Origin of the sequence: Roseovarius dicentrarchi, from assembly GCF_003316635.1 — a bacterium.
GTDB classification, from domain to species: domain Bacteria; phylum Pseudomonadota; class Alphaproteobacteria; order Rhodobacterales; family Rhodobacteraceae; genus Roseovarius; species Roseovarius dicentrarchi.
The window spans coordinates 37,024-58,020 of the sequence record NZ_QNQP01000018.1; the positions used below are offsets into that span (position 1 = coordinate 37,024).

Consider the following 20,997-nt stretch of genomic DNA (forward strand, 5'->3'; position numbering starts at 1 on the left):
GGGGATCAGGTTGACTGACGGGGCCGTGGATCGTTTGCGATCCGCGCGCCGAGCGCTTCGACCCTGTCGATGTAGGTGGTCAGCGAGACGGACCAGCCAGGACCGCAAGGTTCAGGGTCGATCGATCCGTCGCGCGTCACGCGCGGGAAGTTGGCGAAGGCGATGACATCGGTGACGGGTCGGATATCGATGAACGGGGTCCCTCGTGCGACCGCAAGAGTGGCCAAGGGAAAGCGCTCGATCGGCGCGAGGGTGGACACGGTGGTCCAACCAAGATGGATGAATGTCCCGCCCTCTCCGCAGATCACATGCGCGTTTGGCAAAGTCGCCGCCTGCTTCAGATAGCCGAGGTCACGCAGTACGGTCTCGCGCTCGAGCCGTTGTGCCTGCCCCGTCTGGCCGGTTCGGCGTAGTTCCTTGTGTCGCCACCACGAGGCAGCGGTCGCGCGCAACACGCGCAAGACACCTGTTTGCATCGGAATGCCCTTCATCAGGAACGGCAGACCGGAACCCGGCCCGGACCCATCTGAGGGACCCTAAAGGCCCTCATCCGTCAGTCACAAAACCCGAAGGACACTTTCACTCTTTAGGGATCTGATGCCGGAGATTGTTAAATGCGAAGCTCATGAGAACGCAGGATCCTGCACTTTCCGGCATCAGACCCCAATGAGGAACAGGATCAGGCCCGGACACCCTCTTTCGGGCATCCTCAGGCCTGACCTCCCCCGGCCCTCCTCTTCCTCTCAAACCCCATGATTTCCGCAGCTGGCTTGATTTTGTTCCTGTTATGTTCTATTTTAAGAACCACGCTAAGAAGGGAGATCCCCGATGGAAAGCACCACCTACGCCCTGCCCGCGACGCCCAAGCAGATCGCCTATGCGCGCGCGCTGGCCTTGCGCAACCAGACGCTTTTGCCGTGGGAGGTTCAGCAAGATCGGCGGTCCCTGAGCGCCTGGATCGACGCACAAGCCAAGTTGAACCCGGGCGCGCAGGACAGCCGCCCGACATCGAAGCAGGTCGCCTTCGCCGAGCGTCTCGCCCGGATCAAACGCCGCGCCGTCCCGGATGAGTGTTTCCGCGACAAGGGGCTGATGTCAAAATGGATCGATGGGAACAAATGAAGCTGGGTAGCCCCTGCGGTCATTGAGACTATTTCAGCCGATTAACAATCGATGCCCCGCCCGACCTGGCAAGCGCGATCAGGCTGGACTGGATTTTGGATGTGAAGACGGAACTGAACGTGCCGATGGGCGTGCGGTCCTCCCAGACATAGGACCGCTCCAGAATATCGGTGTTGATCTCGTCCAGCATGACCCATTTGCGGACATGGGTTTCTAACCCCACGCGCTGCGACTCGATCTTTGGCACCTCGATGATCAGCACGATGTTGACGAGCGTTGCCGCAACAAGCAGCCGGAGCGGGGTTCGGGTACACCCCATTGACTCTAGCCTACGGCGACCCCGAACAGCGCACCGACCCCGGCTGTCGCGGCCATGGCAAGCGCGCCCCATAGCGTGACCCTTGCGGCCCCACGAACGATGCCTGCGCCGCCGGCGGAAGCACCCAATCCGCCAAGAACCGCAAGGCCAAGGATCGTCGATCCCGCCACCAGGGGAGCGATCTGCGCCTCCGGGACCAGCATTACGACGATCAGGGGCAGCACCGCCCCAACGGCGAAGGTCAGTGCGGACACCAGAGCGGCCTGAATAGGGCGGGCGGCAACGGTTTCCGAAATGCCAAGTTCGTCGCGCGCATGCGATCCGAGCGCGTCACGTTCAGTCAGTTGCACGGCAACCTTTTCCGCCAGGTCGCGGTCCAGCCCCCTTTCAACATAAATCCGGGTTAGTTCCTCGAGCTCGGCCTCGGGCGTTTCCTCGAGCTCACGGCTCTCTCGGGCGAGGTCCGCCTGTTCGGCGTCAGTTTGCGAGCTGACCGAGACATACTCCCCCGCCGCCATGGACATCGCGCCAGCCATAAGCCCGGCCAGCCCGGCGATCATGACCTCGGGCTTGCCGGAGCCTGCGGCCGCGACGCCGACGACGAGGCTCGCAGTCGAGACAAGACCATCATTGGCCCCGAGAACGGCGGCCCGCAGCCAGCCGATGCGATGCACCATATGGATTTCAGAATGTGATAGACGGCTCATGGCGTGGCTCCTTGAACGATGTCAGCTTGCTCTGACACGATGGCCTGTGGTTTGCCCGTAGCTGGCTCCTGTGGCGCGATGCGCAGCGCGCGCAGGGCGTTCAGGATAACAGCGACGTCGATGACCTCTTGCAGAAGCGCCCCCTGCACCGGGGTGAGATACCCGAAAGCGGCGGCAATCATGCCGAGAACCGACAGACCGATACCCGCGACCACGCTTTCGACAGCGATCCGGCGCGACGCCCGCGCGATCTCGATCCCGGGCCCAAGCCGGTCGATCCGGTCGACGAGCAGCACCACGTCCGCCGCCTCGGCCGAGGCCGCGGCGCCCCGTGCCCCCATTGCCACGCCTACATCGGCTGCGGCCAGGGCGGGCGCGTCGTTGACACCATCACCCACCATCATCACCGGCCCGTGTTTACGCTCGGAAAGCACCAGTAACACCTTTTGATCCGGCGTCAGACCGGCCCGCAGCCCGTCGAGGCCCAGCCCCTCGGTCACGCGCTCGGCCACGTCCGCGCGGTCGCCAGTAGCCAGAAGGATGCGCGCGATCCCTTGACGGCGCAGACCGTCCAGCATGGTGCCCGCCCCCTCGCGCAGCGGGTCGGACATGACGAGGTGCCCGGCCATGTGACCGTCAACTGCCACTGCGACAAGGACCGATCCGGCGCCCTTGGCGGGGTGATCGCCCACCATCCGCCCGACACGGGACGCCACGAAGCCGTCGCCGCCGACGATCACCTCGCGGTCCTCCACACGACCCAAGACCCCTTCGCCCGGGATCTCAGCCACTTCTGTCGGAACGGGCAGTGTGAAGCCCCGCGCCTTTGCGGCAGCGACGATGGCCTGCGCCACGGGGTGTTTCGATGCCTGATCGAGCGCGGCGGCGAGGCGGAGGATGTCGTCCTCGGTCATGCCATCGTGGCTGTCGATCGAGACGATCTGCGGACGGCCATCCGTCAGCGTCCCCGTTTTGTCGAGGATCAGCGTGCGGATCCGCGCCATCGTCTCGAGCGGCCCTGCGCCCTTGATCAGCACGCCAAAATGCGCCGCACGCGACAGGCCGGCGACCAGTGCGACCGGCACAGCAAGGATCAGCGGACAGGGCGTGGCGACGACCAGAACGGCAACCGCGCGGATCGGATCACCGGTGAACCACCACGCCACGAAGGCGATACTGACGGTGACGACCAGAAAGCCCAGCGACCAGCGGTCGGCCAGCCGGGACATCGGCGCTTTGGACGCCTGCGCCTCCTCCACCAGGCGAACGATCCCGGCATAGGTGCTGTCCTTGGCCTCGCGCGTCGCCGTCAGGTCGAAGGCCTCGCCCGCGTTGGTCGATCCGCTCATGGCGTCGGCCCCGCGCGCCAGCCGGACTGGCAGGGACTCGCCGGTCAGCGCCGCGGTGTCGAGGAAGGCGGTGTCGGACGCCACCGTGCCGTCCACGGGAACGACATCGCCCTGCCGGATCAGCAGGCGATCGCCCGGTGCGATCTCTTCGAGAGGCACATCCTCAAGACCGCCGTTCCGGTGCCGCGTCGCGGTCCGGGGTACGCGGGATAAAAGATCCTTCATCGAACGGCGTGCACGACCCTCAGCGAAGGCTTCGAGGAAGGTGCCTCCAGAATACATGACTGCGACGACAGCCGCAGCCAAGGTCTCGCCGAAGACAAGCGCCGCCGACATCGACAGCGCGGCAACGATATCGAGGCCCACCTCGCCGCGCCCAATGCTCCGGACGATTTCGACCACAAGCGCTGCCAGCGCGGGAACAACTCCTGCAATCCAGATCAGGTTCGCAATCTCTGGTTGGCCCGCAAGGTAGAATGCGAGTCCCACGATCAGCCCGGTTGCGGCCATCAGCAGGAGTGCGGTCTTGAAGCGATCGGTACGGGTCTGTTCCATGCGGCTCATCTTCCCCCGGCTGAGGCGATTGCCGCTGGTTCTTCGGAAAAAAGACGCCCGACTCCCACGCCCATTGCATTCCCTTCATCATCGCGCAGAAGAAAGAGGGCGTCGAGTCCACGTTGTCTCGCGAGGTCCGCACCCCTCTCCGCACCGAGCACCATCAGCGCCGTCGCCCAGGCGTCGGCCTCGGCACAGGTGCGGGCCACCACGGTGACGGAGGCCGGCGAGGCGATCAGCGGCGCGCCACGTCTCGGATCCATGGTATGCGACAGGCGGCGCCCCTGAACCTCGACCCAATGGCGGTAGTCACCGGAGGTCGCCACGGCGGCGTCCTGCAGCGCCAGAACCGAATGCGGCGTCCGGCGATCAGGGTCCGGCGCTTCTACCGCGATGATCCATGCCTCGCCATCGGGGCGCAGGCCCATAGCACGCATCTCACCGTCGATGCCGACAAGGGCGTCGGCAATCCCATGATCGCGCAAGGTCTCGGCGAGCCGGTCGACGCCATAGCCCTTGGCGATGCCGTTCAGATCCAGCGCAATGGGCGCGGTCTTGCGCAACTGCATCCCCTCGATCTCCAGCACCTCCTGCGCCGGGCGGCGGGGGGCGTCCATCGCGGCGCGGATACCCTCGGGCGCGGCGGCCCCGGGCCCGAAACCCCAGGCCGTCACCGCATCGCCCATGCCGATATCGAAGGCCCCGCCCGAGGCGCGCCCGATCTCGAGCCCGAGGCGCAGGACCGCCCGCAGTTGCTCCGGCACCACCACCCAATCGCCCACCGGCGCCGCATTGATCCGCATGAGCGCGCTCTCCGCGTTCCACGTCGACATCTGCGTGTCCACCTCGTCGACAGCCGCCTGAAGGGCGGCACGGATTGCATCCGTGTCGCGGCCCCGATCCGCGAAGAACAGCGCCGACCAGCGCGTGCCCATGGTGGGGCCGTTCAGGGCGATGCGCGCGCGCTCAGTAGACATCTTCGACATACCGCCCCTCTGCCTTTAGGACTGCGGGCGTAAGCCCGGCAGGTGCGAGGATCTCAGCCAACGCATCGCTCACGCCCGTGGCCATGTCGCGCCCGCCGCAGACCATCACACGCGCCCCGTCGCAGATAAGCCGGGCCACCTGCGCCGCGTCGGCGCGCAAGGCGTCCTGCACATAACTGCGCCGCGCGCCGCGCGAGACGGCGGTGACAAGCCGGGTCAACCGCCCCTCAGCCTGCCAGCCGGGCATCTCTTCGCCATAGAAGAAATCGCTGTCCGCATGCCGCATGCCAAAGAACAAGTGCACGGGCCTGTGCCGCGCATTGCCGCGGATGAAGCCCGCCAGCGGCCCGAGGCCGGTGCCCGCCCCGATCAGGATCAGCGGGGTGCGACCGCGACCGGCATGAAAGCCGGGATTGCGCCGCAGGAAGGCCCGGACCGTATCGCCCGGTTCCAGCGCGGTCAGCTGGCCCGAGGCCAGACCGCCCGGATGCTTGCGCACCACGATCTCGACGAACCCGTCGCGCCGGCCCGAGGCAAGCGAGTAGAGACGTGGCACGGCGCTGCCCTGCGGCAGGACGCCGATCAGGTCGCCCGCCTGGAACCGTGCGAAGCCCGCGCCCGTCAGCCGCTGCCACGGCGTTGCGCTCGGCAGGGCAAAGCGCAGGATCGCGGCCCCCGCCTGCATCTCAGCCCCGTAGTTGCGCCGCGAGACGAGGGTCAATTGTTCGGTGCGCGGCAAGACGGGTTGGTGCGCAAGGTCAAGGGGTATGCCAAGCATCTCGCCAAGCGCGCGGCCCCAGCGCGCGAAATCCTGCGGCGATTGCCGGTCGATCGTGTCGAGCGGCAGAAGCTCGGGCCAACCTTTCGCCTTTGCCGCTGCCGTGACGTCCTTGGCGAAAGCGCAATAGGCCGGAAAACTCCGGTCGCCGAAGCCGAGAACGGCAATCGGAAAGTCGGGCGCTCGGTCTGTGGCGTTCAGCCGGTCGAGAAAGCCCTTCGCCGAGGCCGGAGCGGCACCATCGCCATAGGTCGCGGCGAGCAGGATGATGCGCTCGGCACGGGCGTAGCGCTCTGGCGCGAAGCCCGACATCGGGCCAACATGGACGCCCTGCCCCGCTGCCGTCAGCGCGGCATGCAGGGTCGCGGCGAAGCCCCAGGTGCTGCCACCCTCGCTGCCGACAAGAATGATCGTCTCGGCACGGCCCGCGGGCTGGTTGCCCCGGATGCGCGGCCGCCCGCGCCGCCCGGCAAGCCAGATCAAGACGCCGGTAACGCCCATCGCCGGCACTCCGAGCGCCATCATCCCGAGCACAAGGCCGAGCGTCGCGGCCCCCTGCCCCGTGTGCAGCATGTAAATGGTTTCCGAGACGCGCTCCCACCCGGTCAGGTCGGCCCATGCCACGAGCGCGCCGGTTCCCTGGTCAAGATAGCCGGTGCCCCGGTCGGTCTTCAGTGTGAACACGTCCGTCGCGTCGCCGGGATAGGGAAAGCTCAGTTCGCGCAGCTCGGCGACGGGGGTCTGCAGCAGCGTGGCCATCTGATCGAGAGCGAACCCAATTTCTCCGCTCACTTCGGTGGGATCAGCCGGCAGGACGCTACCGTCCGGCAGAAGATCGAAGGTGGAGGCTGTCATCCAGAGGGCGGTGGTGGAGGACAGAACGAGGCCGATGACGGCGATCCGGGCGATCTCGACATGCAGCCTGCCCGCGAACGGACCGCGCAAGGACGCGAACCAGTGCCGCCATCCGCCCGCCCGTCGCGCGACCAGCATAGCACCCGAGAGCGAGAGGACCAGCATCGCCGCGGCCCCGGCGGCCATGGCGATGCGCCCGCCATCCCCGAGGAAGAGCGAGCGATGAAAGTTGGTGAGCCAGCGAAGGGCCTGGTTCGGGTCGGCCGAGGCCACGCCCGCGCCCGTCGCCGGGTCGATCACGGCAGCACCCGGCGCGCCCTGATCGAACCAATAGGCGGTGATCCGACCGGAGGGCGACCGCCGGATCTGCTCGACGCCCGGATAGACGACCTGGATGCGGTCCGCGAGGGTGGCGACTGTCAGGCCAGTCTCCACCTGCGGCGCGGTGATGCGCTCGACTGTCGGAAAGACCGAGAGCGCGGCGCCGCTCAGGCTCAGGATCGTGACGAGCGCGAGTGCCAGAAGACCCGGCCAGCGATGGAGTGTACGGATCATGGCCCTGCCCCTCACATGTCGTAGGAGAAGTTGGAGATGTAGCGCCGCCCGCTCACCGGCGTGCCCGCGCCCGCCGTCGTCAGCGGCACGGCCACCTCGTTCGGGCTGTCGCGCATATCCTCGACCGCCGCGTCGATGTGCAGCGTGTAGCCCGTATCGAACAGCGCGTCGGCCAGATCGAGCGTGATCTCGAGACTGCGGCCCGCGCCGACGCTGGCGCCGGTGATACCGTTTACCTGCGCGGTATCGCCGCCCGTGGCACGGTACCAGTCGCTCAGATGCTCGTAGTACTTGGACTTGCCACCAGCCATCCAGAGACTGCCGACATAGGCGCCCGAGGCGTCGGTAACGTAAAGCGCGAGGTAAGCGCCGTCGCCACCATAGTTGTTAAGGGTGGTTGTGAGCGTCACGGGCCGTGCCATAGCGAGGCCGGGAAGCGTGAGTGCGGTGGTAAGCGCGAGCGTTGCGAGAAGTGATTTCATGGGAATGATCCTTGTTCAGGGTGCTTCGGAGCTGTTCAGTTCACCTGAACCTGCGGAGGGGCGCCGTTTCCGAAGAGGCCGTTCTGCGGAGGAGCGACCGTTCCAGCGGGCGCGGGATTGCGGGCGCCACCGCGGTCGTCGTCATCATCCTCGTAGTCCATCTCGACGATCTGCAGCGTCGCCGGATCGAGCTTCACCTCGATCTCGCGGCCATCCTGGTCTCGGCCTTCGATTTCGTAGCAGCCGTCGTCGATCTCGAAGTCGCGCACCGTCCAACCGTTCTGTTCGGCCATCTGCATGGCGGCCTCGCGCGGCTGCCACTGGTCACGGGGCGCATTGCAATCATCGTCGTCGGCCAGCGCAGCGCCGGCGGGCAAGAGTGCGATCAGGGCAAGGGCGGTCAGGGTCTTTTTCATGGCAAGGGGTCCTTTCGTTTGATGAGACCAATCTGGCACCCCGACCTGAGGGCATCCTGACGCCCCAGCGATTCCTGCTTCAGCTTGCCGTCAGGAAAATGGCCCCGCCGATGATGGCGGGGCCAAAAAGATGCGAGCGCAGGCTACAGGGCTGGCATGGCTATGCGCCCTGCCCCGCGTTCAGGCGAATTCGAACAGCTCAAAGCGGACACGGCGAGGCGTTTGGCCTTGTGCTTTCAAGCCCTTGAGAACCCCGTCCTTCAGACCGGTTGGGCCGCAGAACCACAGATCGGCTTGCCGGATCGCGAAAGGGACCGCGCCAATCAGGCGCTCGGCCGTGAGCCTGCCATCGCGCGTCGTGACGACCACCTCGAAACTGAACCTCGGGTTGCGGGCAGCCGCAGCGCGCAGCGTCTCTACCCCAATCGCCTCTTCTTGTGTCGGAACGCAGTAGATGAGGTGAATGTCGCGACTCTCCGCCTCTGTCAGGCTTTCCGCCCAGGCGAGGAACGGCGTGATACCGATGCCGCCGGCAAGCCATATTTGGCGCGCACCGCCCTTGCGGAAATTGAACCGTCCATATGGCCCTTCGACCTGCACGCGCGTTCCGGTCCGCAAGATGGCGGGCATGCTTCGTGTCCAGCCACCCAAGCCTCGGATGGAGAACGTCAGGGTGCCGTCAGGGCGCGGGGCGCTGGCAATCGTGAAAGGGTGCGGCTCGGACAGTCCTGCCTCTGGTGCGCGGAAGAAGGCGAATTGCCCCGGCCGCCACCGCATGGCCCGCCCCTCGGGGCGGAGGGTCAGCGTGGTGGTGTCCTTGGTCTGGCTGATCTCTGTGACGGTGAATTCTCTACGCCGCAGGTACGGGGCGACAAGCTCGGTAAATATCCACGCGATCACTCCGGCGATGCCGAATGTGTTCAGTAGCACCGAGAGCGATGGATCTACCTCTGTCGGCATGTCGACGAAGAACTGGTGAAAGACCACGATTGCAAAAAGGGCCCCCATGAAACGATGGCTGAACCGCCAGATCTGATAGGGGATTTCCAGTGGGGTGAAGGGCAATCTCCGGAACCAGCTGACAGCAACCAGGGCGAGAAGCGCGTTGAAGGCAAGTTCGCCCGCCTCTTCACCAAGTTCACCAAGGGAGGTTTCACGCACCAAACGCTCGAAATCCGGCTCGATCTGCTGGTGCAGGATCATCAGGACGATTGCGGAAATACCAAGCCACTTGTGGACCCGGTACATGCGATCGAGACCGCCGAACAATGGTTCCACCAGCGGCGGCCGTGCGGCGAGGATCAGGGTCTGTGCCATCGCGACAACTGCCGCGGCCCCGACGGCAATGCCAAGTGCTGCATCCGCGCCATAGGGCGCATAGGTGTTGAACCCGATCAGTGCCGCCAGTAGGCATGGCAACGCAACCAGCATCGGGCCCGTCAGGGCTAGAGGAGAGTTTAGGGAAAGCCGGGAGAGTCGCGGCAGGCCCGGCACCGGGACATTACCGTCGCGACGCGCTGCATCAGTCATCGTCGCGTCTCTCGTGATCCCGCTCGCGGCGATCATCCTCGTCGTCCTCGTATTCGATCTCGATTACCTCCAGCGTGGCCGGGTGGACAGTCACCTCGATCGCACGCCCCTCGGCATCCCTCCCGTCGATCTCGTAGCAGCCGTCATCGATCTTGATCCGACGCACCGTCCAACCATTTTCCTCAGCCAGCATGGCAACAGCATCGCGCGGCTGCCAGTCGGCCATCGGCACGAAGCAATCGTCGTCAGCCAGCGCCGCGCCGGCCGGAAAGACCGCCAGAAAGCCGATAATTGTCAATGTCTTCTTCATGGGGCACACTCCTAGTGGCTCGCCTCTTGATGCCATTTATGCGCCGCGAAGCTGACGGCAGCCTGAAGGGGCTCGACCCACAAGCTTCAGCTTCGTGTCAGCCAGACGGATCATGGAGGGACATCAGGAAAGGACGGGTACGACCATGCGCATATTGCTGATCGAGGACGACACGACTCTTGGCGCTGCCGTGCGCGACCAGATCGCAGCTGATGGCCAGTCAGTAGACTGGGTCACGCGGCTAGACGCGGCGGCAGACGCGATGAGCGCAACCTCCTACGACCTGCTCCTGCTCGACCTCATGCTGCCAGACGGACGTGGTATCGGGTTCCTCAAGGGCCTCAGGACGCGTGGAGACGTGACGCCGGTCATCATCCTGACGGCGCTCGACCAGGTGTCCGATAGGATCGAAGGCCTCAATGCGGGCGCTGACGACTATCTTGTGAAGCCCTTCGACCTGTCGGAACTGTCGGCACGGATCGGATCGGTCGCGCGGCGCTACAGCGGCAACCCCAACCCGATCCTGACCCACGGACCGCTCGACATCGACCTTGCCGCGCGCAGCGTCCATCGGGATGGCAGACATGTGCCGCTGACGGCGCGGGAATGGGCGCTCTTCGAGGCCTTCCTGGCGCGTCCCGGGCAGCTCCTGTCCAAGGCGCAGTTGGAGGAGAAGCTCTACGCTTTCGACGCCGAAGTCGAGAGCAACACCATCGAGGTGCACGTGAGCCGCCTGCGCAAGAAACTGGGGAGCGCCATCATCGAGACCGAGCGCGGCATGGGTTACCGGCTGGGCAAACCATGATGTGGCCCTCCAGCCTTCAGGTACGGCTCGGCTTGTCACTCGGCCTTGTGCTGACGATCCTCTGGCTCGCCGCCGCCACGGTTACCGCGGTGATCGTTCGGGGCGAGATGGACGAGGTCTTCGACAGCGCCCTGCGCGAAACCGCCGAGCGCATCCTGCCGCTGGCCGTGACCGACATCGTCGGGCGGGAAGATCAGGGTGTGACGCAGCGCCTCGCGCCGATCCGGGAGCATGACGAGTTCTTTACCTACATCGTACGCGATGCCGAGGGACGCATCCTGCTGCAATCCCATGCGGCGGACCCTGCCGTGTTCCCTCCATACGACGGGCCGGGATTTGGGCAGAACGCCACACATCGCCTCTACAGCGACGCGGCGCTCCAGGGGACGATCAGCATCACCGTGGCCGAACCGTTGGCGCATCGCGCATCGGTTGCTCGGGAAATCCAGATGGGCCTCGGCCTGCCGCTGCTGGTCGTGCTGCCGTTGGCGCTCGCGTCGATTATTCTCGCTGTGCGCTTTAGCCTCGCCCCTCTCCATCGGTTCCGTACGCGGCTTGAAGCGCGCGGCGTGCGCGACCTGTCAGAAGTACCCGCGGCCGACCTGCCGACCGAAATCGGACCGCTGGCCGCAACCTTGAACAGCCTTTTGGCTCGGTTGCGCGACGCGTTCGAGGCTGAGCGAAGTTTTGCAGCCAATGCGGCTCATGAACTAAGGACACCATTGGCGGGCGCTATCGCCCAGGCGCAGCGACTGCGGTCAGAGACCAAAGATCCGACCATCGACGCCCGTGCCGCCGAGATCGAGGCAACGCTCAAGCGTCTCACTCGGCTTTCCGAGCGTCTCCTGCAGCTTGCGCGGGCGGAAGGCGGTAGACTTCGGATGGACCAGAGCGCTGATGTCAGAACCATCACTCGGGTCGTGGTGGAAGATATCGCGCGCACCACAGAGAACGGGCGCCTTACGTTAAACTTGCCGGACACCCCTGTCTTGTCTGATATCGACCCCGACGCATTGGGAATTCTGTGCCGGAATCTGGTGGAAAACGCCCTACGCCACGGGGCGCAGAATGCCCCAGTCGCGGTTACACTCACGAGCGAGGGGCAGTTGATCGTGGCAAACGAGGGCCCCGCGGTAGCAACCGAAACACTCGAACGCCTGACAGGGCGCTTCGAGAGGGCAGATGCAAAAACTGATGGTAGCGGGCTTGGCCTCGCTATCGTCTCAGCCATCGCAGAACGGATCGAAACCTCTCTCTTGCTCCAGTCACCACGTCCCGGTGAAACTTCTGGATTTCAGGCATCCGTCAGATTGCCAACTGATGCTCCAAATGCCCATGTGAAAGATCGGGAGCATTGGCCTTGAAGTCTCACGTCGCAGCGCCCCGAGGGGTGCGGTGTCGATGATGGTTGTTGTAGACATGATTCTTCATTCTGAATGCGAGTAATCGCACTCATCCCATTGATATTGTTACACTATAGGGTGATTGCGGGCGGAATCTCCGCCCCCCGCTGGATCACGTTATTCCGCGGCCAGCATCGACGCGCCTTCAGCAGGCAGGTCATCCGTCAGAAATGCAGGAAGGTCAGCTTCACTGACGCTGTCAGCCGCTTCGGCATCCGCCCCCTGCCCTTCGGCATGGTCCTCATCGTCTAGCGCCACGAGATCGTTCCGGCGCATGACGCTCGTCGACCAGCTTTGCCACCACGCTGTCCTTCAGATCGCTCGCCTGCGCCGGCATGTAGACGTGACGCACTGAGGCTTCGAGACAGCTTCCCGAAGCAGAGGAAGTGCGGAAGGTATCCGTCACAAGCTTCAGCAGCAGCAGAATCAACGCCACGTCGGGCGAGCGCCCGATCGCTTCACGCAGCGCCAGCGTCCGGTGGGCCGTCAACTCCATGACCAACCGCTCGGGCAGCGGCTTCAACCCCCCGTCATCCTCATCCTCTGGCAGGTCAGCTCCGATCGGCTGGCCACCCGACATGATGATGGTTCCGACATGAGCGGCACTGGCATGGCCATCGGTGAGATCACGATCATCCCCCTGCCCCGCCTCCGCAGGATCAGTAGCATCCTGGACCGCGGTCTCGTCAACGGGCTCATCCTCTGGACGCACATACCCGCGATAAACTGCCAGAGCGCCGTAGCGGTCGAGCGTGACGAACGCCCCTGCCCGCCCGATTTCCAAGGGATCGAAGATCAACGGCCGGGTCTCGATCTTTTCCATCTCCGTTTCCAAAACGCCAAGCCGCGCATCGATCTCTTCAGGGATATCATCCTGACCTGCGTATTCTTCTTCCAGCGCCCGGTACTCGGCGAGAAGCTTGGCATGGGCCGCGCCTTCGTCATCCGTCATCGGTGCCGGATCACCGGACAGCGACCGCAGCCCTTGGCTGTAGCCGTAGGGCAGGTCGAGTGCGACCTCGATCCATTTCCAGCCCTCAGCCGCAACCGTCTCAGCCTCGGCCTTGAGTTTTTCTGTCACCAGCCGATCAAACAGGGCAGGGTCTTCGAGTCAACCTCCATCATCGCCTTGGAACAGGTCATGCAGCATCGTGCCGCCCGCCGCTTCATAGTCCTCAACACCCACAAAGACCACACGCCGGTCGGACGCTCGGACCGAGGTCTCGGTCAGCATGCGCCGGATCTGGAATGGCTCCTTGTTCCAGGATGAATGGATCACGTCCCAGACCTGCATCTGGCGGTCATGATCAGGATTGACAGTGAAGGCCATGAGCTGCTCCAGCGTCATGCCATCCTCGGCATAGATCTCAAGCAGGGCAGGGGCGACGGAGGCAAGTTTGAGGCGCTGCTTCACGATCTGCGGCGTCACGAAGAAGGCGGCAGAAATCTCCGCATCGGTCTGACTCTTGTCACGCAGGGACACAAACGCGCGGAACTGGTCGAGCGGGTGCAGGGCGACGCGCTGCATGTTTTCTGCAAGGGAATCGTCCTCGGCCAGGATGTCGGACGTAGCATCGCGCACAATGCAGGGAATGGGCGTGGTCTTTGCCAAACGCTTTTGCTTTACCAGCAAGGACAATGCTTGGAACCGGCGGCCCCCAGCCGGGATCTCGAATTTGCCGGTCTCGCTGCCATCGTCGCCCAACACGGGCCGCACGCTCAGGCTCTGCAACAGACCGCGGCGGGCGATGTCTTCGGCCAGTTCCTCGACGGACACGCCAGCCTTGATGCGCCGCACGTTGGACTGGCTCAGCACCAGCTTGTCAAAAGGGATATCCCGGGACGGGAACAGGGTGATTTTCTGGACAGCTTTCGTCATCAGATCTTCTCCACGACGGGCGCCGGAAGCCACTCTCCTGATCTCACTTCCCGTCACCCTCAAACCAACACTCCTTTCCCTCTCGATGATCGTATGGTTGCCAAGAGGCGACTTAACAGCTGTTAAGTCATGCCAACTGAGCACCGACGACGTCGAAACTTAACAGCTGTTAAGCCGCACTTCGCCGTCCGATCAGCGCCATGACCATCGGCCCGCAGGAAAACTCGCCAGCCGCAGCCTTGGACGTCAGCGCCCGCAAGTATCCACCCGGTGATCTGATGTCGGAAAAACGTTCCAGCATGGCCACGACGACGATCGAGGCTTGCTCTGGTCCCATACAGCGCTGCGCTTCTTCCCAAGCGGAAACACTGATCCCCATGGCCGGCCGTACATGACAAGCCGCGTCGAAAAGCTGGTGCCAATGTCGAACGTCGCCCTGATAGAAAGTCTTGAGCGAGGGACAGCTGGCAATCACCAGGTGAAGTGGGATTTTCGGCACCCGCCTCGTGTCAGGCTCTTCAACGTCAGCCACAGGCTCACCCGTATCAACATCAAGCGCGCTGCCCGCCGTCGCCCCGCCTTTCTCTAAGGCAGGTTCAATATCTATAGATTCTTTATTTGAATTATGATGGTGACGCTCAAAATGGGCATCATTGGTGTTCATTTCTTCTGTTTCAGGGCCGTCAATGACATTACGCGCCTGGTCAAGGAGGATCTCCAGTTCAGTCCGAAATGCCGACAGATCCTCAAGCGAAAGCTTGCGGCGAAGAGCGCGGGCTGTGAGGGCGGCCGTATCGCTGAGCTGGTCCCATAGGCCAAGCCCGGGCTGGATCTCCTCGCCGAACTCCGCCAGAGCGGCTAGGTCGCGACGCATGAGGCTCACCACCTCCCTCAGTCGCCGCACACGGTCCTCAGCCTCACGCACAGCCTCTGCGGCCCGTGCAATCTCCTCTGCCCGGCAATAGAGCGGGGAGAGATCAAAGCCGAAGGCCACGCGATCTTCGCCACGCTTGCGCACATACCGCTTCCCATTGGGGCTATCGCGCCGCATGAGCAAGCCTGCCTCGACCAACCGGGCGAGGTGACGGCGCATCGTCGAGCAAGGCATGCCGTTCAGCCGCTCGCAGATCGCCTTGTTGGATGGGAAGACGACCATTTCGGTGTTCCCGCCAAGCGCATCGTCCGGAAAGAAGCTGAGAAGTCCCTGAAGAACGGTCAGATCGCGCTCGGAAACCCCAAAGGCCGCCTGTGCCTTGGACAGCTCGCGGAGGAGCTCCCACTTGTTGACGGGCCTGCCGAGAACAGACGCCTCAGGACGCTCGACCACGCGCAGATGGGCGTGCGATATCGGCCGCATAAACGGCGAAATCGGTGTGTAATCCATGATGTCATTCACGAAGGCAAAATTTCCCTGGCCCGCGAATCGCTTTGCGCTTGCGGGAAAGGGGCCAGATCGCTACATTCAGAGGTGCGAAAACTGAAGTTTTGTAGCGGGCTGGTCCCGTACGAAACCTAAGAAAGGTCTCGTGAAGCTTGCTTCTCGGGGCCTTTTTCTTTTCTGCCTGTCTCGTGCCTCCTTTTTGATTGTTGCTCTTCCTCAGTCTTCCGAACGCTTCCAGCGCTCGTGAAGCTCGGCGATCAGCTGCGGGGCGTTGCCCTCAAGCCAGCTGACAAAATCGCTCTCCTCGGCCTTCAACTCGAGCTTGAGTTGCTTTCCACGACGTCCGGTCGTGACAGTGGCGGCACCGACCCCCGGAATCACCGTGCCGGGCCGCCCGCGAGGGCGAGACGAGGATGTGGTCTGTTCGGGCTTCCCTGCAGCAGAGAGGACGGCCAAAAATGCATGATCGGATTTCTCGTCAATACCGCCTTGGTAGGATGTCTTGGCCTCAGCCGCCAAAGCTGCAAGCAGTTCGCGATCGGCATCCGTAGCCCCCAGCAACTTCTTGAGCTCTTCCCACCTGGGCCGACCAATGCCTGGAGCGGCACCGATGGCGAGGACCAGGTCCTCCCCAACGGTGCGGACCACGCTTAACAGCTGCGACACTCCTGCCTCGGTCAGATTGAGAACCTCGGCGACACCCTTGTTAGTGCGTTCGGATGCGCTCAGATGGTCACCGTCGAGCAAGGCTGCGGCAACAAGCGCTCGTTCGATGAAGCTTAGATCCCGCCGCTCCTGGTTCTCTAACAGCTGATCACGAAGTGCCTGATCGCCCTCCATCTCTGTGACAATGGCGCGGACCTTGATCCCAAGTTCTCTGCAAGCTTCCAGTCGACGACGGCCATAGATCAGGCTGTAGCGATCACCATCAAGCGGCCGGACGAGGATTGGTACTCGCTGTCCGTTCTTGGAAATTGACGCCTTGAGGCCCGCAGTCTCGATCTGCAGCCGGTCATCGAGCCGACCTGTGGTTTCGATTTGGTCAGGCTCGATTTCGAAAACGCCGCCGCGCAGCCTGCGCCCTTCAAGAGCGTCGGGCGCGTTGCGCAGGGTCTGCAGTGGCAGTCCCAGTTTAGGCTTTCTTGCCATTGCGTCCCCACGTGTTCTGGATGATCGCCGCGATCTCGTCGTTGACGGCGTTCATGGATTCGATTGCACGATCGAAAGTCTGACGCGTGAAGTCCTTCTTGTCGGCCTCGTAGAGCGTCTGCTTCGTCAGCCCTGCATCAGAGATCGCAGTAGACTCAACCATGTGGTTGGTCAGGACTGACCTGCCGAACAGACCCCGAATAAATGCAATGACCTCGGTCTGCGGGGCATCACCCACCTTGTAGCGGGTCGGCAGAAAGCGCAGCCAGTCGAAGCGAAGGTTTGCGCCAGCATCCCGGATGACGCCAAGCAGATCAGCGGTCATTCGCAGAAACTGCGACATGGACATCAGATCGAGCATTTGGGGGTGAACGGTAACAAGCACCCCTGAAGATGCTGAAAGGGCGGACATGGTTAAAAAACCAAGCTGCGGCGGACAGTCGATGACGACGACGTCATAGTCCGCTTCGACACTGTCGAGCGCGTCGCGCACACGGGCAAAGAATGCGCGGGCGCCGCCACGCTGAATGGCTGCCGGCGTCTCATGTTCGAATTCCATGAGCTCGAGGTTCCCGGGAATCAGGTCAAGACCACGGATGTAGGTCTTGCGGATCACATCCGAGATCGGGACCGGTTCATCGTAGCGAACCGCATCATACAGCGTGCCACCCTCCATCAGGTCCAGCTCAGGCTGGATGCCATGCAGCGCGGAAAGGGATGCCTGGGGGTCCAGATCGATCGCAAGGACACGATATCCCTTGAGAGCCAAGCGCTGTGCAAGGTGAGCGGATGTTGTCGTTTTCCCGGACCCGCCTTTGAAGTTCACAACAGAAACAATCTGAAGCTCGTCACCGGCACGACGCCCCGGAACGTAGGTTCCAGGCTTCTTCGCGTTTGCCTCAAGGGCGTGGCGAATCTCCCAGATATCATCGAGGGTATATCGCCGGTGGCTGCCCGCAGTGGTTTCGACGTCAGCGATCTTTCCTTCTCGATGAAGCTTGCGAAGGTAGGTATGATCGACGCCAAGCAACTCGGCCGCCTCGCCGCTGGTCAGGCTGCGCATGACTTTTTTGGCGTCGGGAGGGAAGTGGGCAGCACGTTGCGCATGAAGATTGGACGCAAGAAGCTCTGCGTAGTGCCCGATGGCAATGTCCAAGTCCTGCTCAGCTTCGCTCATCTCTGCCTCGATTCGTGGGCGCGTTTTTTATGTGATCGCGCGTTATTTATCGAGACTATTGCCCGAGCTATCAGATTCGTGCAAGCTCTTTCTAGATTTGGTGTCAGTCGCTGCGTCATGCACAAGAGTAGCTAGGGTTTGCGGCAGGCTTGTCTTCGGAACCCTTCGGATATACATTATAAGACGTATATCCACATGGGAGGTCACGATGCAGGTCGCAAAATGGGGTAACTCGCTGGCCGTCCGTTTGCCCGCGGAGCTCGTCCGAGAGCTTGGTCTCAAGGAGGGTGATCAGATCGACCTAGTCAAGGACGACGGTCGGGTCAGAGTCCGTCGCCTTGCTCGTGCGGATGAGGTGCTGACCGGCCTGCGCCGCTTCCGGGGCAAGTTGTCCGCAGCAGAACGTCTGAGCCGCGACGACGCACATGAGCGCTGAGTTCGCGGACACGAATGTCGTTCTTTACCTGCTCGACGACGGCCCAAAGGCCGATCGCGCCGAGGTCATTCTGGGGCAGGGGCCCCGGATCAGCGTTCAGGTTCTAAACGAGTCACTGGTGAACTGCCGCCGCAAAGCTGGCCTCGGTTGGGAGGAAGCAGCGGCCTTTCTCGAAGGCGTGCGCGCCTTGTGTCCCGTCGAAGATCTCACCGTGCAGACCCATGACGTCGGCCGCGCTTTGGCGGAACGCTACGGCTTCTCGATCTACGACGCGATGATCGTGGCCAGCGCTTTGGTTGCGGGGTGTAACACGCTGTGGAGCGAGGACATGCAAGATGGCCTGCTGGTGGAAGGCCAGCTTCGCATCGTCAACCCCTTTACATGACCGGACAGCTACTGAGCGTGGAACTGACCACAACCTTGTAATCCTTCCATGTCGTGGAGGATTTGCGAGGTAGCTCGACTACTCAAGCAGCCCCAGTCTCTCAGCCCGTTCCAGCAGCATCTTCACCGAGGAGGGTTGCCAGCTTGTCCGCCCACGGGGCGTGCGCTCGCGCATCGCCTCCAGCCGGGTGCAAATCGCCTGAAGCGTGATGTCGGGGTCCGCGCCCTTGATGGCGGCGACGATGGCGGGCAGGCGGTCGTCGGCCTCGCGGCGGCCAGCCCGGGCGAGCACAGTCTCGGGCAGAAAGCCGTCGCGGACATAGGCCTTCACGGCGCGCAAGAGACGGCTTTGGGTCCAGCGACGCGCCTCGGGCAAGGGGCCGTTGATGATGCGCACCACGTCTTCCCAGGCCAAGTCGGGGCGCAACCGGCGCACATGGGGCACCCAATCTTGTGCCGTTTCGTTCAGACGCTCCATGTAGCCGTCCTGTCGCGCTAGCCGCACCTTGCGAAGAGCGGCAGGGTCTTTGGCCCGCAGTCCAGGGTTTCCGCCCACGCGGCCCTTTGTGCGCGCGCTGGCGAGGCCGGCCTTGGTGCGCTCCCGGATCAGGGCGCGCTCGAACTCGGCCGCAGCGCCCAAGACCTGCAGCGTGAACTTGCCCTGCGGGGATCCAGTGTCGATCGGGTCCTGGATCGAGCGAAAGAACGCACCCCTGGCCTCCAGCCGCTCGATCACTTCCAGCAGATGCGACAGAGACCGCGCAAGCCGGTCGATCCTCACGACGACCAGCGTATCGCCACTCTGGATGCGTTCGAGCACACGCCCAAGCACCGGCCGCGCGCGATTGCCGCCTGAGGCGTGCTCTTCATAGATTTCGGCGCAACCCGCAGATTTCAGGGTCTGCGACTGGGGCAGGGGGGTCTGATCCTCGGTAGATACGCGGGCATAACCAATCAGGGGCATTAAAACAGTCTTTTTTGCAGTTTCGCATATCATTACTAAACGACCGTTTACAAACGAATGCAAGCAAGTGTTCTCTCGTTGAGCTGGCGTACAATGCCTTGGTTTTCTTGCGCAGAGCGCGATCTGAGAGGTTCCGCCGGCAGTCTCGCGCGCGTACTATATAAAGGGCGCAAGCAACGGCCAAAAAAAACGCTTGGGTAATGAGCAAAAAATCAGTATTTTGCACATATGAAATCACAAACACCTAATTTGACTAATGATTTTGACGACCCCTTCATCACAGTCGAGGGGGACGAAGAGGCTCACGAGGATGATCTCTGGTTCCTGCCTGGGCCACTCGAAGAAGAACCCGATGATTTGCCTCCGGGGCCGCGGGCGGAACCGCCCGACACCGCTGTCGTCGATGACTGGGCAAGGGCAGAGGGGGTTCACGCTGCGCGACTGGCAAGAGTGGCTGGACGCCTTGGCGCTCTGGATGACCGGCTGCTGCGCGGTCCGGAAGGCTGGCGGCATCGGCTCGCTCTCATCGAGGCGGCGGATCTTAGCTGGTTCGCAGGAGATCGGGTGAGTTCTGATCGGCTGGCGCTCTGGGTGTCGATGCGGCTCTCGGGCGCACAGGATGACACAAATGCCCTAGCAAGAGTTGGATGGGCCGCTCGGCGCCTGACTGGCGGTCCCGGACCAAAAGGTGACTTGGCAGCCTTCCTGGATCGCCGCGATCCCGAAAACATTGAAGACAGCACTGAGCGTTTCGAAGATCGCGCGGGCGGATGGCTGAACGTAATAGCAGCCGCGGCCGATCTCCACCCAATCACGCGGGCTTGCATGGGCTTTCATCTCTGGAGCCTGGCGGGCCTCGGACAGCACGGCGACCAGATGGAAGCCGCCGTCACCGCGTCTAGGATCGCGGCCAGTGACGGAAGCGGCGCCATTTTCGCACCGCTCGCTATGGGCGGGGCAGGGGGGCTGCGTGCTTCGGGCTCGCCACCCGAACGCTTGGCCCGCTGGTTGGATGGGATGAACAGCGCAATTCTAACGGCGATGCGTCATCTAGATGATACCCAGACATGGAGTGCTCGGGCGGAAGGAGCCATGTCTCAGCTTTCGGGGCGAACTCCGACCGCTCTTCGTTCGGCGTTGACAGAGTGGCCTTTGGTGTCGGCCCCGATGGCGGAAGTCTTAACAGGCGCAAGTCGCGCGGCTGTTCAAAGGAACCTCGCTTGGATGGAAGAGAGAGGCCTGATCCAAGAAGTGACGCAACAAGGACGCTTCAGGATGTGGCGGATCAAGGACTAGACCGTTGTGAGTAGATCCAGCGGCAAGGGCCTTCTCAGTTCATTGAGGGTGAGGCGCGTGGCGCCGATGCCTACGTTCATCAGATTCGCCAAAGAATCCTGGTTTGGATATCGAACAAAATCTTTCTCTCAGAATCGCTTTGTGTAATCCGGCAACGAG

At 63.0% G+C, this 20,997-nt stretch carries 21 protein-coding genes and 1 pseudogene; 6 read left to right on the forward strand and 16 right to left on the reverse strand.

The features are described from left to right. Nucleotides 1-5: 5 nt before the first annotated feature. Nucleotides 6-476, reverse strand: a complete 471-nt coding sequence (locus DQ230_RS12745; RefSeq protein ID WP_238987525.1) for a hypothetical protein — start codon at nucleotides 474-476, stop codon at nucleotides 6-8. 352 nt (nucleotides 477-828) lie between these two features. Between DQ230_RS12745 and DQ230_RS12750 the strand changes: the two genes are divergently transcribed. Continuing rightward, nucleotides 829-1,122, forward strand: a complete 294-nt coding sequence (locus DQ230_RS12750; RefSeq protein WP_045685415.1) for a hypothetical protein — start codon at nucleotides 829-831, stop codon at nucleotides 1,120-1,122. Between the two features lie 28 nt (nucleotides 1,123-1,150). Here the strand turns inward: DQ230_RS12750 and DQ230_RS12755 are convergent, their stop codons facing one another. From DQ230_RS12755 to DQ230_RS12795, 9 genes are all read right to left on the reverse strand, one after another. Next, the gene (locus DQ230_RS12755) at nucleotides 1,151-1,441 is read right to left on the reverse strand and encodes a hypothetical protein (RefSeq protein WP_238987526.1); all 291 of its coding nucleotides are present in this window, start codon (nucleotides 1,439-1,441) and stop codon (nucleotides 1,151-1,153) included. 5 nt (nucleotides 1,442-1,446) lie between these two features. Next, complete coding sequence (locus DQ230_RS12760; RefSeq protein ID WP_043872242.1) at nucleotides 1,447-2,148, reverse strand: VIT1/CCC1 transporter family protein; 702 nt, start codon at nucleotides 2,146-2,148, stop codon at nucleotides 1,447-1,449. Then, a complete protein-coding gene (locus DQ230_RS12765) occupies nucleotides 2,145-4,052 on the reverse strand; it encodes a heavy metal translocating P-type ATPase (protein WP_113913005.1) in 1,908 nt (635 codons plus the stop codon). The genes DQ230_RS12760 and DQ230_RS12765 overlap by 4 nt, the downstream gene beginning before the upstream one ends. A gap of 5 nt (nucleotides 4,053-4,057) precedes the next feature. Continuing rightward, the gene (locus DQ230_RS12770) at nucleotides 4,058-5,038 is read right to left on the reverse strand and encodes an FAD:protein FMN transferase (RefSeq protein WP_113913006.1); all 981 of its coding nucleotides are present in this window, start codon (nucleotides 5,036-5,038) and stop codon (nucleotides 4,058-4,060) included. Then, nucleotides 5,019-7,226, reverse strand: coding sequence for a PepSY domain-containing protein (locus tag DQ230_RS12775; RefSeq protein ID WP_113913007.1), 2,208 nt, complete (start codon nucleotides 7,224-7,226; stop codon nucleotides 5,019-5,021). The genes DQ230_RS12770 and DQ230_RS12775 overlap by 20 nt, the downstream gene beginning before the upstream one ends. 11 nt (nucleotides 7,227-7,237) lie before the next feature. Further along, the gene (locus DQ230_RS12780) at nucleotides 7,238-7,708 is read right to left on the reverse strand and encodes a DUF2271 domain-containing protein (protein ID WP_043872238.1); all 471 of its coding nucleotides are present in this window, start codon (nucleotides 7,706-7,708) and stop codon (nucleotides 7,238-7,240) included. Nucleotides 7,709-7,743: 35 nt separating this feature from the next. Further along, nucleotides 7,744-8,124, reverse strand: coding sequence for a PepSY domain-containing protein (locus DQ230_RS12785; RefSeq protein WP_009503876.1), 381 nt, complete (start codon nucleotides 8,122-8,124; stop codon nucleotides 7,744-7,746). A 180-nt stretch (nucleotides 8,125-8,304) separates the two neighbouring features. After that, nucleotides 8,305-9,690 carry a ferredoxin reductase family protein gene (locus DQ230_RS12790; RefSeq protein ID WP_113913008.1) on the reverse strand — a complete coding sequence of 462 codons (1,386 nt, stop codon included), beginning with the start codon at nucleotides 9,688-9,690 and terminating at the stop codon, nucleotides 8,305-8,307. After that, nucleotides 9,647-9,964 (reverse strand): PepSY domain-containing protein, encoded by a 318-nt coding sequence (locus DQ230_RS12795; protein WP_113913009.1) that lies wholly within the window; start codon nucleotides 9,962-9,964, stop codon nucleotides 9,647-9,649. The genes DQ230_RS12790 and DQ230_RS12795 overlap by 44 nt, the downstream gene beginning before the upstream one ends. 145 nt (nucleotides 9,965-10,109) lie before the next feature. On the opposite strand from DQ230_RS12795, the gene DQ230_RS12800 reads away from it, so the two are divergent. After that, the gene (locus DQ230_RS12800) at nucleotides 10,110-10,769 is read left to right on the forward strand and encodes a response regulator transcription factor (RefSeq protein ID WP_009503873.1); all 660 of its coding nucleotides are present in this window, start codon (nucleotides 10,110-10,112) and stop codon (nucleotides 10,767-10,769) included. Then, nucleotides 10,766-12,133, forward strand: coding sequence for a sensor histidine kinase (locus tag DQ230_RS12805; protein ID WP_113913010.1), 1,368 nt, complete (start codon nucleotides 10,766-10,768; stop codon nucleotides 12,131-12,133). The genes DQ230_RS12800 and DQ230_RS12805 overlap by 4 nt, the downstream gene beginning before the upstream one ends. Before the next feature lie 156 nt (nucleotides 12,134-12,289). Here the strand turns inward: DQ230_RS12805 and DQ230_RS17520 are convergent, their stop codons facing one another. From DQ230_RS17520 to repA, 5 genes and pseudogenes are all read right to left on the reverse strand, one after another. Continuing rightward, complete coding sequence (locus DQ230_RS17520) at nucleotides 12,290-12,430, reverse strand: hypothetical protein (RefSeq protein WP_244512628.1); 141 nt, start codon at nucleotides 12,428-12,430, stop codon at nucleotides 12,290-12,292. Nucleotides 12,431-12,443: 13 nt separating this feature from the next. Continuing rightward, nucleotides 12,444-14,051 (reverse strand): annotated as a pseudogene (locus DQ230_RS17490) (ParB/RepB/Spo0J family partition protein); the annotation flags it as partial. A gap of 169 nt (nucleotides 14,052-14,220) precedes the next feature. After that, on the reverse strand, nucleotides 14,221-15,435 hold the full coding sequence (gene repC / locus DQ230_RS12815; protein WP_113913011.1) for a plasmid replication protein RepC: 1,215 nt from the start codon (nucleotides 15,433-15,435) through the stop codon (nucleotides 14,221-14,223). Nucleotides 15,436-15,648: 213 nt separating this feature from the next. After that, nucleotides 15,649-16,581, reverse strand: coding sequence for a plasmid partitioning protein RepB (gene repB / locus DQ230_RS12820; protein ID WP_093744212.1), 933 nt, complete (start codon nucleotides 16,579-16,581; stop codon nucleotides 15,649-15,651). Next, the gene (repA, locus tag DQ230_RS12825; protein ID WP_009503867.1) at nucleotides 16,565-17,758 is read right to left on the reverse strand and encodes a plasmid partitioning protein RepA; all 1,194 of its coding nucleotides are present in this window, start codon (nucleotides 17,756-17,758) and stop codon (nucleotides 16,565-16,567) included. The genes repB and repA overlap by 17 nt, the downstream gene beginning before the upstream one ends. Before the next feature lie 208 nt (nucleotides 17,759-17,966). On the opposite strand from repA, the gene DQ230_RS12830 reads away from it, so the two are divergent. Both DQ230_RS12830 and DQ230_RS12835 read left to right on the forward strand, forming a co-directional pair. Beyond that, nucleotides 17,967-18,194 carry an AbrB/MazE/SpoVT family DNA-binding domain-containing protein gene (locus tag DQ230_RS12830; RefSeq protein ID WP_009503866.1) on the forward strand — a complete coding sequence of 76 codons (228 nt, stop codon included), beginning with the start codon at nucleotides 17,967-17,969 and terminating at the stop codon, nucleotides 18,192-18,194. Further along, entirely contained in the window at nucleotides 18,184-18,579 is a 396-nt protein-coding gene (locus tag DQ230_RS12835; RefSeq protein ID WP_113913012.1) for a PIN domain-containing protein, read from the forward strand. The genes DQ230_RS12830 and DQ230_RS12835 overlap by 11 nt, the downstream gene beginning before the upstream one ends. A gap of 78 nt (nucleotides 18,580-18,657) precedes the next feature. Here the strand turns inward: DQ230_RS12835 and DQ230_RS12840 are convergent, their stop codons facing one another. Further along, nucleotides 18,658-19,542: a recombinase family protein gene (locus tag DQ230_RS12840; RefSeq protein WP_093744214.1), complete on the reverse strand. Its 885-nt coding sequence runs from the start codon at nucleotides 19,540-19,542 to the stop codon at nucleotides 18,658-18,660. Between the two features lie 228 nt (nucleotides 19,543-19,770). On the opposite strand from DQ230_RS12840, the gene DQ230_RS12845 reads away from it, so the two are divergent. Further along, a complete protein-coding gene (locus DQ230_RS12845) occupies nucleotides 19,771-20,838 on the forward strand; it encodes a hypothetical protein (RefSeq protein WP_113913013.1) in 1,068 nt (355 codons plus the stop codon). The last annotated feature ends 159 nt before the right edge of the window (nucleotides 20,839-20,997 follow it).

Coding starts and splice junctions, on each gene's coding strand:
- DQ230_RS12745 (WP_238987525.1), bottom strand. CDS start 476: ATGCAAACAGGTGTCTTGCGCGTGTTGCGCGCGACCGCTGCCTCGTGG.
- DQ230_RS12750 (WP_045685415.1), top strand. CDS start 829: ATGGAAAGCACCACCTACGCCCTGCCCGCGACGCCCAAGCAGATCGCC.
- DQ230_RS12755 (WP_238987526.1), bottom strand. CDS start 1,441: ATGGGGTGTACCCGAACCCCGCTCCGGCTGCTTGTTGCGGCAACGCTC.
- DQ230_RS12760 (WP_043872242.1), bottom strand. CDS start 2,148: ATGAGCCGTCTATCACATTCTGAAATCCATATGGTGCATCGCATCGGC.
- DQ230_RS12765 (WP_113913005.1), bottom strand. CDS start 4,052: ATGGAACAGACCCGTACCGATCGCTTCAAGACCGCACTCCTGCTGATG.
- DQ230_RS12770 (WP_113913006.1), bottom strand. CDS start 5,038: ATGTCGAAGATGTCTACTGAGCGCGCGCGCATCGCCCTGAACGGCCCC.
- DQ230_RS12775 (WP_113913007.1), bottom strand. CDS start 7,226: ATGATCCGTACACTCCATCGCTGGCCGGGTCTTCTGGCACTCGCGCTC.
- DQ230_RS12780 (WP_043872238.1), bottom strand. CDS start 7,708: ATGAAATCACTTCTCGCAACGCTCGCGCTTACCACCGCACTCACGCTT.
- DQ230_RS12785 (WP_009503876.1), bottom strand. CDS start 8,124: ATGAAAAAGACCCTGACCGCCCTTGCCCTGATCGCACTCTTGCCCGCC.
- DQ230_RS12790 (WP_113913008.1), bottom strand. CDS start 9,690: ATGATCGCCGCGAGCGGGATCACGAGAGACGCGACGATGACTGATGCA.
- DQ230_RS12795 (WP_113913009.1), bottom strand. CDS start 9,964: ATGAAGAAGACATTGACAATTATCGGCTTTCTGGCGGTCTTTCCGGCC.
- DQ230_RS12800 (WP_009503873.1), top strand. CDS start 10,110: ATGCGCATATTGCTGATCGAGGACGACACGACTCTTGGCGCTGCCGTG.
- DQ230_RS12805 (WP_113913010.1), top strand. CDS start 10,766: ATGATGTGGCCCTCCAGCCTTCAGGTACGGCTCGGCTTGTCACTCGGC.
- repC (WP_113913011.1), bottom strand. CDS start 15,435: ATGGATTACACACCGATTTCGCCGTTTATGCGGCCGATATCGCACGCC.
- repB (WP_093744212.1), bottom strand. CDS start 16,581: ATGGCAAGAAAGCCTAAACTGGGACTGCCACTGCAGACCCTGCGCAAC.
- repA (WP_009503867.1), bottom strand. CDS start 17,758: ATGAGCGAAGCTGAGCAGGACTTGGACATTGCCATCGGGCACTACGCA.
- DQ230_RS12830 (WP_009503866.1), top strand. CDS start 17,967: ATGCAGGTCGCAAAATGGGGTAACTCGCTGGCCGTCCGTTTGCCCGCG.
- DQ230_RS12835 (WP_113913012.1), top strand. CDS start 18,184: ATGAGCGCTGAGTTCGCGGACACGAATGTCGTTCTTTACCTGCTCGAC.
- DQ230_RS12840 (WP_093744214.1), bottom strand. CDS start 19,542: ATGCCCCTGATTGGTTATGCCCGCGTATCTACCGAGGATCAGACCCCC.
- DQ230_RS12845 (WP_113913013.1), top strand. CDS start 19,771: ATGAAATCACAAACACCTAATTTGACTAATGATTTTGACGACCCCTTC.